Origin of the sequence: Fibrisoma montanum, from assembly GCF_003583365.1 — a bacterium.
Lineage (GTDB): Bacteria > Bacteroidota > Bacteroidia > Cytophagales > Spirosomataceae > Fibrisoma > Fibrisoma montanum.
Map to the genome: position 1 here is coordinate 205,600 of NZ_QXED01000004.1, position 14,188 is coordinate 219,787.

Annotated in this window: 12 protein-coding genes; all 12 read left to right on the plus strand. The window is 51.1% G+C overall.

Going from position 1 to position 14,188, the window contains the following annotated elements:
• The first annotated feature begins 43 nt into the window (after positions 1–43).
• The 12 genes from obgE to nuoH all read left to right on the plus strand — a co-directional run bounded on the left by obgE (position 44) and on the right by nuoH (position 14,155).
• Positions 44–1,051, plus strand: coding sequence for a GTPase ObgE (gene obgE, locus DYU11_RS14900; protein WP_119668492.1), 1,008 nt, complete (start codon positions 44–46; stop codon positions 1,049–1,051).
• Positions 1,052–1,108: 57 nt separating this feature from the next.
• A complete protein-coding gene (locus tag DYU11_RS14905; protein WP_119668493.1) occupies positions 1,109–4,099 on the plus strand; it encodes a T9SS type A sorting domain-containing protein in 2,991 nt (996 codons plus the stop codon).
• 176 nt (positions 4,100–4,275) lie between these two features.
• The gene (locus DYU11_RS14910) at positions 4,276–6,429 is read left to right on the plus strand and encodes a T9SS type A sorting domain-containing protein (protein ID WP_119668494.1); all 2,154 of its coding nucleotides are present in this window, start codon (positions 4,276–4,278) and stop codon (positions 6,427–6,429) included.
• Positions 6,430–6,630: 201 nt separating this feature from the next.
• Entirely contained in the window at positions 6,631–7,002 is a 372-nt protein-coding gene (locus DYU11_RS14915) for an NADH-quinone oxidoreductase subunit A (RefSeq protein ID WP_119668495.1), read from the plus strand.
• 63 nt (positions 7,003–7,065) lie between these two features.
• Positions 7,066–7,611: an NADH-quinone oxidoreductase subunit B gene (locus DYU11_RS14920; RefSeq protein ID WP_119668496.1), complete on the plus strand. Its 546-nt coding sequence runs from the start codon at positions 7,066–7,068 to the stop codon at positions 7,609–7,611.
• Between the two features lie 61 nt (positions 7,612–7,672).
• Positions 7,673–8,173, plus strand: a complete 501-nt coding sequence (locus tag DYU11_RS14925; protein WP_119668497.1) for an NADH-quinone oxidoreductase subunit C — start codon at positions 7,673–7,675, stop codon at positions 8,171–8,173.
• Between the two features lie 94 nt (positions 8,174–8,267).
• Positions 8,268–9,509 carry an NADH dehydrogenase (quinone) subunit D gene (gene nuoD, locus DYU11_RS14930; RefSeq protein ID WP_119668498.1) on the plus strand — a complete coding sequence of 414 codons (1,242 nt, stop codon included), beginning with the start codon at positions 8,268–8,270 and terminating at the stop codon, positions 9,507–9,509.
• A gap of 12 nt (positions 9,510–9,521) precedes the next feature.
• Positions 9,522–9,965, plus strand: coding sequence for a DUF29 domain-containing protein (locus DYU11_RS14935; RefSeq protein WP_119668499.1), 444 nt, complete (start codon positions 9,522–9,524; stop codon positions 9,963–9,965).
• A gap of 1 nt (position 9,966) precedes the next feature.
• Complete coding sequence (gene nuoE / locus DYU11_RS14940; protein WP_119668500.1) at positions 9,967–10,467, plus strand: NADH-quinone oxidoreductase subunit NuoE; 501 nt, start codon at positions 9,967–9,969, stop codon at positions 10,465–10,467.
• A 15-nt stretch (positions 10,468–10,482) separates the two neighbouring features.
• Positions 10,483–11,823: an NADH-quinone oxidoreductase subunit NuoF gene (gene nuoF, locus DYU11_RS14945; RefSeq protein WP_119668501.1), complete on the plus strand. Its 1,341-nt coding sequence runs from the start codon at positions 10,483–10,485 to the stop codon at positions 11,821–11,823.
• A gap of 14 nt (positions 11,824–11,837) precedes the next feature.
• Complete coding sequence (locus DYU11_RS14950) at positions 11,838–12,914, plus strand: NADH-quinone oxidoreductase subunit G (RefSeq protein ID WP_119668502.1); 1,077 nt, start codon at positions 11,838–11,840, stop codon at positions 12,912–12,914.
• A gap of 74 nt (positions 12,915–12,988) precedes the next feature.
• On the plus strand, positions 12,989–14,155 hold the full coding sequence (gene nuoH / locus DYU11_RS14955) for an NADH-quinone oxidoreductase subunit NuoH (protein ID WP_119668503.1): 1,167 nt from the start codon (positions 12,989–12,991) through the stop codon (positions 14,153–14,155).
• Positions 14,156–14,188 lie beyond the last annotated feature (33 nt).

Below are 14,188 nucleotides of genomic sequence, written 5' to 3' on the forward strand. Positions count from 1 at the left end.
GGCTTGTTTGGACGGTGCCTTTCAACACAGTAGAACAACAAATATGGTTTCATCCAACTTCATTGACTACGTTAAAATTAACTGTCGCTCGGGCGCCGGCGGTGCTGGTTCGGTTCATTTCCGGCGAGAAAAACACGTTCCCAAGGGAGGTCCTGATGGGGGCGATGGAGGACGAGGAGGCCATATAATACTCAAAGGCAATGCTCAGCTATGGACGTTGCTGCATTTAAAATACCGAAAACACGTAAAGGCTGAAGGTGGAAATGCTGGTGAAGGAGGGCGACGCAGTGGGGGTCAGGGCGAGGACGTAATTCTGGAAGTCCCCCTGGGAACAATAGCCCGTCATGCCGAAACCAATGAAAAAATGGCCGAAATCACTGAAGACGGCCAGGAGATCATACTTCTGCCGGGTGGTCGGGGGGGATTAGGCAACGATCATTTTAAAAATTCTACCCAACAGGCACCGTACTATGCTCAACCTGGCGAGGAAGGGCAGGAGGCCTGGGTCATACTGGAATTAAAACTACTGGCTGATGTAGGCCTGGTCGGGTTTCCAAATGCCGGAAAATCAACCCTGTTGTCGGTGCTGTCGGCAGCCCGGCCCGAAATTGCTGACTACCCGTTTACAACCCTTGTACCCAATTTAGGAGTCGTAGCATACAGAGACTATAAGTCGTTTGTAATGGCCGACATTCCGGGGATAATTGAAGGCGCATCACAGGGTAAAGGCCTTGGGCTGCGGTTTCTGCGACACATAGAACGAAATTCAATCTTACTGTTTCTGATTCCAGCTACCAGTGAAAACATTCGTGGTGAATACGAGACGCTCTTGAATGAATTGCGTGAGTATAATCCCGAATTAATGGATAAGAAGCGATTGGTAGCTATTTCGAAAATAGATTTAGTGAGCGACGAAGAGCTAGCTTCCATTAAGAAACAAGTGCCTGAACAACTACCGGTTTCGTTTATCTCGTCCGTTAGTCAGCGTGGGTTAGAACAATTGAAAGACACAATCTGGCAAAGCCTGAATGTGCCGGCCGAGCAAGAATAGAATGGACTCATGTCATTATTTAAGCTGGTAAGCCCAAACCAGCTGTTAAAGAACGCTATGAAATATATTTTCGCAGCCAAAACCATGGCGGCCTGTTTACTTATGCCGCTTGTGGCAATGGCTCAGCTCCAGGTCTCTTTTCCAACTACCCGAGCGGTTTTTCAGCGTAACAACAGCAATCAGGCTACCGTTTATATAACTGGATTTTATACAACGGCCGTCAATCAGATTCAGGCTAAAGTGACCGCGCGCGATGGTCAGGGAAGCAGCTCTCCGGACTGGGTAACTATCCAGAACAACCCAAGCGGTGGAGTATTTGCGGGGGGGCTGCCCGTGTCGGGTGGCTGGTACAATCTGGAGGTGCGAGCCATTAACAATGGCAATCAGGTTGGATACACAGTCGTTGAGCGGATTGGCGTAGGCGAAGTGTTTATTGTTGCCGGACAGTCGAACGCGCAGGGAGTGGAAACTCCGCAGAACACTCGTCCGAACGTACCGCCTTCTACCGATGATCGGGTCAACTGTGTTCGCTATCTGTATCCGCCCGGAAAAACGGATGATCCACCGGTGCCTTCGTTTGACCGGCTAACGAGCGACGTAGAATGGGCTGCTCCACGAGGGTATACATCCTGGAGCTGGGGGCGGCTGGGCGATCTGCTGGCGGCCCGGCTCAACGTGCCAATCATGTTTTTCAATGCAGCCTATGCCGGAACGGCCATGCGGAACTGGCGCCAAAGCGCTGCCGGTGGTCTTGCTGAAAGTGTTTACATTCCCGGAACGTTTTATCAGGCTGGCCAACCCTACATCAATCTGAAGGTAGCTTTGCAGTATTATACCCATATGCTGGGCGTACGGGCCGTACTCTGGCAACAGGGTGAAGCGGACACGGATATCAATACAGATGCCAACAGCTACGCAAACGATTTAAGATTTGTAATTGACAAAAGCCGGCAGGATTGCGGGAAAAACGTATCGTGGGTTGTGGCTAAGGTGTCGCGCTCCAACGATTTCAAAACCCCGAATGCGAACGTAACAGCGGCACAAAGTCAGGTCATTGCGTCAACCCCCAACGTATTCGAAGGTCCTAATACCGACAACATCCAGGTACCCCGCCGACGACCTCCCCTGTTTGACGACCTGCATTTTGATGCCAATGGGTTAGTCGAGGTGGCTAATGCGTGGAATAATAGCCTTAACGAATCATTTTTTCAGCGGTCTACGCCACAAAGTCCGGCGACGGTACCGACCATCTCCGTGGCCTGTGGAGGGGGTAATAATCTGACCTTTACCGTAAACGGGGATTATAGCTTCGTTCAGTGGGAAACCGGCGAGTTAAGCAGAACGTTGACCAAAGGGCAGGGGCTATACCGGGCAAAAGTAAAAGATGGTTTAGGCAATACGCATTTCACCAGCTACATCCGCGTAGCAGACGCCCCAACCGTATCAACCGTCGACAATCGGCCTCCTTCCGTCTGCATTGGTAGCAGTCTGGCCCTGACAGCCAGCTACGAGAATAACATCACCTGGGTCAATCAGCAAAACAACGCGACCGTAGCGACCGGAAAGACCTATAGCACAACCTCAGCCGGAAACTACTACGTTAAGTATCAGGATGTCAGTGGATGCGAATTTACATCCAATGTCTTGCCCGTAGCGGTGAATCCGCTTCCGCCAACGCCGACCATTACGAATGAGAAGCCCACTACGTTCTGTGACCGGGACAATACGGTACTTCGCACAAACGCGTCAAATGTACAATACAACTGGAGCGGTGGCCAACGGGATCAGGCCATTACGGTCGGTACGTCGGGACAGTATTTTCTGACCGTAACTGATCAGAACGGCTGTACGTCTGAACGCTCAAATACAATCAACATAACGGTTAATCCCCTGCCGGCTAAACCAACGCTCGCGCTTAGTGGTCCATTGACGTTCTGTGCGGATCAGAATGTTACGTTAACCGCTCCGCAGGAAACAGCATACGTGTGGCGAACAGGCGAAACTACCCGCAGCATAACGGTCAATCGGCCGGGTACGTTTTCGGTGCAGACCCGAAATCAATTCGGATGCCTGTCTGATCCGTCGGATGCTGTGACGACGACTGTTAATCCACTGCCCGAAACTCCATCGGTGGCTGCACTTGGATCGACTACTTTCTGCGCCGGCAATCGGGTTACACTGGCTGCTACGACCCCACTGAACGTTGTCTGGACGGGTGGTTCAACCAGCAAAAACATCGTCGTTGAACAGTCGGGGGATTATTCAGCACAGGCCAGGGATCAGAATGGGTGCCTGTCACCGCGGTCCCGGGCAATTAACGTAAAAGTAAATCCGTTGCCGAATGCGCCCACCCTGCTTGCCAGCAGACAGCCGGCACTCTGCGAAGGGGATCGCATTACCTTTACCGTCGAAGGGCCTTATACGGTTTTCTGGTCGACGGGAGATTCAACAAAAAGTATTACAACGAATTCGGCCGGGCAGTATGCCGCCCGCGTTCGGGATGTGAATGGGTGTATATCACCCCTGTCGACGCCAACCAGCGTGGAGGTGAAGCCATTGCCGCCTGCTCCGACAATTGCGGTTATCGGCACGTATACGCTGCAGGCAGTCAATGCTACACCGCTCAATAGCGATGTATTCCGCTGGCGCCGGGGTGATGACTCATTAGCGGTACAATCCGGCGTCATTAAGGCGAACCAGAACGGTTCGTATACGGCCCGGGCCTCCATTGCCTATTCGCCCACTTTGACGTGCTTCTCAGTACCGTCTGCTCCATTCGCGTTTGTTGCAGCAACTGATAATCGGGGACTAAGTATCTACCCGAATCCAAATCCGGACAAAGTAGTTATTCTTGAGACCCAGCAGGATCTTGTTAACGCTACAGTTACGATTTACACGCTAACGGGTCAGCAAGTGTACACAACCAACGTTCCTGCTTTCAATGAGCGCAAACAACTTGTACTGACCGGGCTTCAATCAGGAAACTACATACTTCGCGTTCAGGCCGCAGGCTTCGATGTGGCAAAACGAATTTTACTTGGATTGTAATAGAATCCGAATTTCAACCGTTTACGTAAGGAGTGTAGGGGTAAATTTGCATTTTCCCGGGAAAATGTGAACTTTGTTATCTACCAAGTCGTATCAGGTCTGATTTTTGCAAAGAACGCCGTATGGGCCTCGTTGATTCATGGTGTCTTTGCGTGAAATTCATGGACACCTAACGTATGAATAACTATTATCTGCTGATTAAAAAGCTTCCCTTCTACTGTCTGCTTGGTATTGCGCTGAACGCGTCAGGCCAGGGGAACGGCTCTGTTATTAAAATTACCTACCCGGAGAGCCGGGCAATTTTCCAACGAGACGTCAACAACACATCAACTATTTACCTGTCGGGCAGCTATTACCAGCCTATTGACAGCGTTCAGGCTCGCGTACAGGTTGAGGATTCGTATCAGGGATTCAATACAAACTGGGCCACTATCCAGCGTAATCCGCAAGGAAGCGTTTTTCAGGGCGCGCTATCGGTAAAAGGGGGGTGGTATCGGCTCGAAGTTCGGGCGTTTGCCAACGGAGCCGTGGTGGGTAGTGATGTAATGCGCAAGATTGGTGTAGGTGAAGTGTTCATCATAACCGGCCAGTCGAACGCCCAGGGCTTCCAGGATTTTGGGGCGGTGGGTGCCACCGACGATCGGGTCAATTGCGTTACGTACGATAACTCCAGAGCCAATCTGCTCACTGATCCGCCGGCTCCTACGTTTCAGCAGTTAAGCGCAGCGTCGTTGATTGGGCCACGAGGCCAAAGCGCCTGGTGCTGGGGTATGCTTGGTGATCTGATTGCCAAGCAGTATCAGGTACCTGTTCTCTTTATCAATACCGCCTGGCAGGGAACAGTAATCAAAAACTGGACAGAAAGCGCCGACGGCAAGATTGCCAAGAACATCTTTGCCATGGGTACGCCCAACGAAAACTTCCCGGCCGGAATGCCGTACGCAAACCTGCTGATTGCACTACGTTATTATTGTTCGCTGCAGGGTCTACGGGCCGTATTGTGGCAGCAAGGTGAAAATGACAATGTACCGCTCCGCTCAACGCGACAGGATTACCGGGAAGCAATGCAGTACCTGGTGAACAAAACGCGTTCGGACACAAAACGGTATCCGGCCTGGGTGCTTGCCCGGTCATCGTACAACCTTGGCCAGGTAAGCGAGGAAATTACCCAGGCCCAGAACGACGTAATCAACACGTACAACAATAACGTGTATCCGGGACCCCTGACCGACAACATCCAGATTCCCCGTTTTGAGGGCGAAGTACACTTCGGTGGCGACGGGCTGAAGCAGTTGGCGCAAGCCTGGTATGAAAGCCTGAATCCGGTGTTTTTTGCCAGCTCCCGCCCACTGCTTCCTTTGCCTCCGCCGACTATCTCGGTTACCTGCGGCCCCGACAACAATAGCCTGACGCTTACGCTGAGCGAAGGGTATAAATCCTACGATTGGAAAAGTGGCCAGAAAACCCGCTCGATAAACGTTAACAGAAGCGGGGTGTATAGGGCCGTGTTGAAAGGAGCGGACGATAATACCTTCCTGTCGCCGGCTGTGGAGGTGATTGATCCTGTGCAGCCAACACCACCAACTATTTCACTGGCCAAACAACCGACGTTGCTGGCTGATCCTACGCAGCAGATCTGTACTGATTCCGTGTTGGCCCTGGTGGGTAATACCACGGCGTCTAACAGTCTGATCTGGAATACAGGCACAGTTGGCCGAACTATCACAGTGGCCACGCCAGGCGGGTATTCTGTTCAGGCGGTAAATACGTATGGCTGCCGGTCGACCCGATCGTTGGGCATCAACCTGACTGTTCGGCCAAAAATACCAACACCCAGTATCGAACAGATAGGTACGTATTCGCTGGAAGCCAGATTGCCGGCTCCGTCGGGTGCGCAAACCGATGAGTTTGACTGGCGCCGGACAGGCGAATTAATTCCAGAAAGTGGCCCGGTAGCAAAAGTCGTTCTTGACGCTAATTATTCGGTCCGTGCTAAATCGACGTTTATCCTGGAGAATGGCAATCGACTCACGTGCTACTCAGATTTCAGTGCTCCAAAACCATTTGACTTCGATGAATCGAACGGGGGCCTTGGAATTTATCCCAACCCGTCGAAGGACGGAATTGTGAATATCGAAACAATCGAAAACCTGGCTAATGCCGAAATAGAGGTGTTCTCGTTGCACGGCGAACTGCTGTATACAGACTTGGTGCCGATACTTAACCAGCGGAGGTCACTTAATCTGAAAAACCTGGCTCAGGGCGAATATATAGTCCGCATTCGTTCGGCGGGATTTAACGTATCACGACGGATTATAATCAATCGATAGCCCCATTACATCTAGTGTATTAGAGCCGTTCCTGTCAGGAACGGCTTTTTGCATTCGTAGCACGAGGGCTAGTTGTGGAACGTTGATAAAACAGTTGAAAAATGTTAATTTTGAGGTAAGTCAGGCAATGGCTACCCTTGTTTAAAAGAAGGGTTTATTGGTTTTATCGCTAACTTGCGCTGTTATTCGTAAATAATCCGTATGAACACATCATACCTGCCGTCAGATTATCTGCCGGTCTTAATCCAACTTCTGCTGGCGCTCGGTTTCATTGTGACAACGATGATCGTTACGCACTCAGTAGGACCCAAGCGGAAAAGCCAGAAAAAAGACGATCCGTTTGAGTGCGGTATTCCGGTTCAGGGCGATGCCCGGACGCCGATTTCAATCAAGTACTTCCTGATTGCTATCCTGTTCGTTCTGTTCGATGTTGAAGTTATCTTCCTGTATCCATGGGCGGTTAACTTTAAAGGATTAGGACTAACCGGCTTTATCGAGATGATCTTGTTTATGGGTTTATTACTGGCCGGATTCTACTACGTCATCCGCAAGGGGGTGTTGAAGTGGGAATAGTCTAGTAAATGAAACGATTAAATAGGATAATTCGTTGGTATATCAGGAATAGTCAACTAACCTATGGCATCAAACATCAAGCTGGCTGAAGCACCTGAAAGCTACTCAGGTCCCGGTTTCCAGGCTACGTCATTCGATAAAATCATTGGTCTGGCCCGAGCCAATTCGCTCTGGCCTTTGCCGTTTGCTACCTCTTGCTGCGGCATTGAGTTTATGGCAACCATGGGCTCACACTACGACCTGGCCCGCTTTGGTTCTGAGCGACCAAGCTTCTCACCGCGTCAGGCTGATATGCTGCTGGTTGCCGGTACGATTGCCAAAAAGATGGGGCCTATCCTCAAGCAGGTGTATCTGCAGATGGCTGAGCCCCGCTGGGTAATCGCCATTGGGGCCTGTGCGTCGAGTGGCGGCATTTTTGATACGTACAGCGTGTTGCAGGGCATTGACCGTATCATTCCGGTTGATGTGTATGTGCCGGGGTGTCCTCCGCGTCCGGAGCAAATCCTGGAAGGCGTCATGCAGGTGCAGGAACTGGCCAAAAACGAGTCACTGCGCCGTCGTAATACAGAAGAGTATCAGAAATTATTGAATTCGTATAGCATACAATAGTTGACTGATTGAGTTGCTGGCTCGCTGGCAACTCAATTAGTCAATCAGTCAACCACCCACTATGCTTACAAACGAAGAAGTTGCACAAACCATAATTCAGCAGTTTGGTGACGCCGTCAGTGACTTTGATGATCCGTTTGATTTACTGACCTTTTCGGTTACCCGCGAACAAATCATTCCGCTGATCCAGTACCTTAAAGAGCACCCTACGTATCAGATTGCTTTCCTGACTGATATCACGGCTGTGCATTATCCGGACTCACCCGGTCGTGAGCTTTGCGTAGTCTATCACATGCATAGCTTCGTTAATAATTACCGGGTGCGGGTCAAAGTATATCTGCCGGCCGAAGACCCTCATATTCCGACCGCAACCAAGCAGCATCTCAGTGCCAACTGGATGGAACGTGAAACCTTTGACTTATTTGGCGTTATTTTCGACGGCCACCCTGACCTGCGACGTATCTTAAACATGGAGGAGATGGATTATCACCCCATGCTCAAGCAGTATCCGCTCGAAGATGCTACCCGCGAAGATAAGATTGACGCCCTGTTTGGACGATGACTATCTGGTGAACGAGCGAACGATTGATTAAACGAATAGTTTATGTAGCGGGTTTATTCACTCTTCCGTTCTTTCACGCTTTCACTCTTTGATTATGGTTTCTGACGAACTCGATATAGCAACCAAAACGAACGTACCGGCCCGGAACGACGAAACGCCGGTGCAGTACGTGAATGAGCTTACTACGCTCAACCTCGGTCCAACGCACCCGGCTACGCACGGTATCTTTCAGAACATCCTGCAAATGGATGGCGAAAAAATCGTGTCGGGTGAGCAGACAATCGGCTACATACACCGGGCGTTCGAGAAAATTGCCGAGCGTCGGCCATTCTACCAGATTACGACGCTGACCGACCGGATGAACTATTGTTCGTCGCCCATCAATAATATGGGCTGGCACATGACGGTCGAGAAGCTGCTGGGCATTGAAGTGCCGAAGCGGGCGCAATACATCCGGGTGATTATGATGGAGCTGGCCCGAATCGCCGACCACCTGATCTGTAACGGCATCCTGGGTGTGGATACCGGCGCATTCACCGGTTTTCTGTACCTGTTTGAGGAGCGCGAAAACATTTACGAAATCTACGAAGAAGTCTGCGGTGCCCGTTTGACCACGAACATGGGCCGGATTGGTGGCATGGAGCGTGACCTGTCGCCCACGGCTATTCGCAAGATCAAAGAGTTTATTCAGCGCTACCCGAAAGTGTTGCGTGAATTCGAAAACCTCTTCAACCGGAACCGAATCTTTATGGACCGGACGGTAAACGTAGGTGGTATCTCGGCCGAAAGGGCGTTGAGCTACGGCTTCACGGGTCCGAACCTCCGGGCCGCAGGCGTTGATTACGACGTTCGGGTAATGAATCCGTACTCGTCATACGAGGAGTTTGAGTTTGACATTCCGGTTGGGCAGAGTGGCGATACGTACGACCGGTTTATGGTTCGTAACGAAGAGATGTGGCAGAGTCTGCGCATCATTGAGCAGGCTATCAACAACCTGCCCGAAGGCCCTTACTACGCCGACGCTCCTCAGTACTACCTGCCACCGAAACAGGAAGTCTACAAAAACATGGAAGCGCTGATCTACCATTTCAAGATTGTGATGGGTGAGATCGACGCGCCGGTAGGCGAGGTGTACCACGCCGTCGAAGGCGGCAACGGTGAACTGGGCTTTTACCTGATCAGCGACGGTGGCCGTGCTCCGTACCGGCTGCACTTCCGTCGGCCATGCTTTATCTATTACCAGGCGTTTCCCGAAATGTGCGTCGGCTCAACGTTGTCCGATGCTATCGTGACAATGAGTAGCCTGAACGTGATTGCGGGTGAGCTGGATGCATAAACATAACGTGTTATGAAGACGATAGACTGGCAAGAACTGGTGGCTACGTCTCACTTGGAAACAGTTGGAATGATACGCCAACTTGTTGACGAGCACGATTATGAGGAAGCTATTGAAGGATTGAACGAATTGTATGAAGCAATGGGTAGAGCTGAAAGGCTTGCTTTGAATAGCCAGCTTCGTCGGCTTATGGCTCATATATTGAAATGGAAATACCAACCCAATAAGCGTAGTACAAGTTGGGTTCGAAGTATTGTCAACGCTCGACAGGAGATTTACCAATTGCAGGAGTACATGCCTTCGTTGACAAATGAGTATATTGAAAGTGTGTGGAAACGTAACTTCGACGCTGCAACTGAAGTAGCTAAAGCTGAAATGAATATATCTCGCAAGGATAAATTTGAACCGGCTGAAATGACTTGGTCTGAAGCTTTTGAAGACGAATACCTGCTGTAAGATGACAACGGAATCTAACAATACCATACAATTTACGCCCGACCGGCTCGAAAAGGCAAAGGAGATTATCGCTCGCTACCCGGAAGGAAAACAGAAGTCGGCGTTGCTGCCTCTGTTGCACTTGCTGCAGGAACAGGAAGGCTGGACCAGCCCCGAAGGCATGGATTACATTGCTCAGATGCTGGATATTCAACCAATCGAGGTATATGAAGTGGCTACGTTCTATACAATGTACCACATCAACCCGGTTGGTAAGCACGTCATTGAATACTGCCGTACGGGCCCTTGCTGCCTGATGGGTGGCGAAGACGTGTACGCTCACCTGAAGCAGCGGCTGGGTATCGATGCCGGACAAACGACCGTTGATGGTCGGTTTACACTAAAGGAAGTCGAGTGTCTGGCTGCCTGCGGTATGGGTCCCGTTTTCCAGATTCGGGAGAAATACTATATGAATTTGACCAACGAGCGCGTCGATGAAATCATTGATGAGTTGTCAAAGTAACCTGTACAAAAATCTATGGCTACCAAGATATTAACCGAACATATCAACGTCCCGGGCATCGAGACGTTCGATGTTTACCGGAAACAGGGCGGCTACACGGCCGTTGAAAAGGCGCTCAAGACCATGACGCCTGAAGAAGTGGTCGAAGAAGTAAAAAAATCGGGGGTTCGGGGCCGCGGTGGCGCCGGTTTTCCGATGGGCATGAAGTGGAGCTTCCTGGCAAAGCCCGAGGGTGTGCCCCGCTATCTCGTCTGCAATGCCGATGAGTCGGAGCCGGGTACGTTCAAAGACCACTACCTGATGAAAACTATCCCCCACCTGCTGATCGAGGGTATGATTATCTCCTCGTACGCATTAGGGGCAAACAAGTCGTTTATCTACGTTCGGGGTGAGTTGATGTACGTCATCCACATTCTCGAAAAAGCTATTGAAGAGGCAAAAGCTAAAGGCTTTCTGGGTAAAAATATCCTGGGCACTGGCTACGACCTCGAACTGGTTGTTCAGCCGGGTGGTGGTGCTTACATCTGCGGAGAAGAAACAGCCTTGCTGGAGTCACTCGAAGGCAAGCGTGGTAATCCTCGTAACAAGCCGCCGTTCCCGGCCGTAAAAGGCTTATACCAGAGCCCAACGGTTGTCAACAACGTGGAGTCAATTGCCACTACGTCGTGGATTGTCAATCACGGTGGCGAAGCTTACGCAGCTATTGGGATCGGCCGCAGTACGGGTACGAAACTGATTTCTGCTTCAGGGCATATTAATAAGCCGGGGGTGTATGAAATCGAACTGGGTGTTCCGGTTGAAGATTTCATCTATGCCGACGAGTGGTGCGGTGGTATCCGCCCGGGTCATAAGTTAAAGGCCGTAGTCGCCGGTGGTTCATCCGTACCTATTCTGCCAGCTAATCTGATTCTGAATCTGGCCAACGGTGAAAAGCGCCTGATGTCGTATGAATCGTTGTCGGACGGTGGGTTCCAGACGGGCACAATGCTCGGCTCAGGTGGTTTTATCGTAATGGACGAAACAACCTGTATTGTTCGCAATACGTGGAATTTTGCCCGTTTCTACCATCATGAATCATGTGGTCAGTGCAGCCCATGCCGCGAAGGAACCGGCTGGATGGAAAAAGTGCTGCACCGCATTGAACACGGTCACGGTCATCGTCAGGACATTGATCTGCTCGTCGACGTAGCGAAAAAGATTGAAGGGAATACCATTTGCCCGCTCGGTGATGCGGCTGCGTGGCCCGTGGCCAGTGCCATCCGTCACTTCCGCGATGAGTTCGAGTGGCACATCACAAACCCACAGGAAGCGACTCAGCCGGGTGCCGTATACCGGGGTGAGATGGCGTTAGTATAATCAAGAGATTAACTATGGAAGATAATAAGCCGCAACTGTTCAAAGTCACCGTTGACGGAATTGAAGTCGAGGTGGAGCCGGGTACAACGATCCTGCAGGCTGCTCGTAAGATCGGTCCGGAAGTGGCCCCGCCGGCGATGTGCTACTACCAGCCGCTGAAAGGCAGCGGTGGGAAGTGCCGGGCCTGTCTGGTTCGGGTGGCGGCCGGGTCGGCAAAAGACCCTCGACCAATGCCTAAGCTGGTAGCATCGTGTATCACACCGGTGCAGGATGGTATGGTAGTCGAAAACACTACCAGTCAGCAGGTCATCGATGCCCGTAACGGAGTCGTTGAATTTCTGCTCATCAACCACCCGCTCGACTGCCCGGTTTGTGACCAGGCCGGTGAGTGCGATCTGCAAAATTTCGCCTTTGATCACGGCAAAGCAACTACACGTTACGAAGAAGATCGGCGTACGTTCGAGAAGCACGACATCGGTCCGTACATTCAGTTGCACATGACGCGCTGCATTCTGTGCTACCGGTGTGTATACACTGCCGATCAGATCACCAACAAGCGCGTGCACGGCGTATTAGGTCGTGGCGATGCCGCTGAGATTGGTACGTATATCGAAAAAGCTATTGACAACGATTTCTCCGGTAATGTAATCGATGTGTGTCCGGTCGGCGCGCTGACGGACAAAACGTATCGGTTCAAGAATCGCGTATGGTTTACAAAGCCGGTCGATGCGCACCGCGATTGCCCTACCTGCTCGGGTAAGGTTACGCTGTGGTATCGCGGTGAAGAGGTAATCCGCGTGACAGCTCGCAAAAACGAGTGGAATGAGGTGACCGAGTTCATCTGTAATACCTGCCGCTTTGATACCAAGAAGACAAGCGACTGGGTGATTGAAGGACCGACCAAGGTCTCACGCAGCTCGGTCATTTCGGCAAATAAGTACCGCGCGGATACGATCAAGCCCGACTTTGGCAAGCGGTTAGCTGCGGCTACTTACAAGCCGATAGATGATAAACGGGATACGTCGCAACTGGACATTCAGCAACTGCCGCCGGAGCGTTTTGCAAAACTACCATCGGCAAACGAAAATTAGATTTTAGACATTGGCCGCTGCTTATCGGGTACAAGACCGGTAGGCAGCGTTCATCATCCAACGTCCAAATAAAAATGGATTTAACCGTATTACTCGTCAAAGGGCTCATTATCCTGGTAATTTTCGGGATAACCCTCCTGATTGCGACGTACTCAACATACGCTGAGCGCAAAGTAGCAGCGTTTCTTCAGGACCGTCTTGGTCCAAACCGGGCAGGTCCGTTTGGGTTATTACAACCGATCGCCGATGCGGGCAAAATGTTCTTTAAAGAAGATTTTATACCGGCGCAGGCCAGCAAATGGCTCTTCATCCTCGGCCCCTGTCTGGCCATGCTAACGGCTTTAATGTCGAGCGCTGTTATTCCGTTTGGCGATAGCATTCGATTGGCCTGGGATGGTACCAACTACGACATTCCGATGCAGGCTATTGAAATCAACATCGGAGTATTGTACATCTTCGGGGTAGTATCGCTGGGTGTGTACGGTATTATGGTCGGTGGCTGGGCTTCAAACAACAAGTTCTCACTACTGGGCGCTATTCGTGCCGCATCGCAAAACATCAGTTATGAGATTGCGCTGGGACTGTCGCTGATCGCCATTCTGATGATGACCGGTTCGCTATCACTCCGGGCTATTGTCAACGAACAGGCGACGTTCTTTGAGTGGAACGTTTTCACGCAGCCGCTGGGTTTTATCATCTTCCTGACCTGCGCTTTTGCCGAGTGTAACCGGACGCCATTCGACTTACCCGAGTGTGAAACTGAACTCGTTGGCGGCTATCATACGGAGTACAGTTCGATGAAGCTGGGTTTCTACCTCTTCGCTGAATACATCAACATGTTTGTGTCGTCGGCGTTCATTTCGTCACTGTATTTTGGCGGTTATCACTACCCGTTCATGAATGCTGTTCACGACGGGCTGACCGGTTCGCTGGGCGAGATCGCGGGACATAACATCGCAACCGCCATCGGCACGGTCGTTTTCTTCGCCAAGATTTTCTTCTTCATCTTCTTCTTCATGTGGGTGCGCTGGACTATCCCGCGGTTCCGGTATGATCAATTGATGAACCTGGGATGGAAGTCGTTGATTCCACTGTCGATCTTAAACGTAGTTGTTACGGGAGCCGGTCTGCTGTATGACATTAAGTACACAACCTGGCTGATTGTCGTCGTGATGGTCGTATTAGCCCTTACGTCAAACGCCCGGGCGCCAAAATCGCAGGCAGCACCGCAACGAGCTTAATCATAGTCGGTTTATGAGTGTAGGTATGCCTAA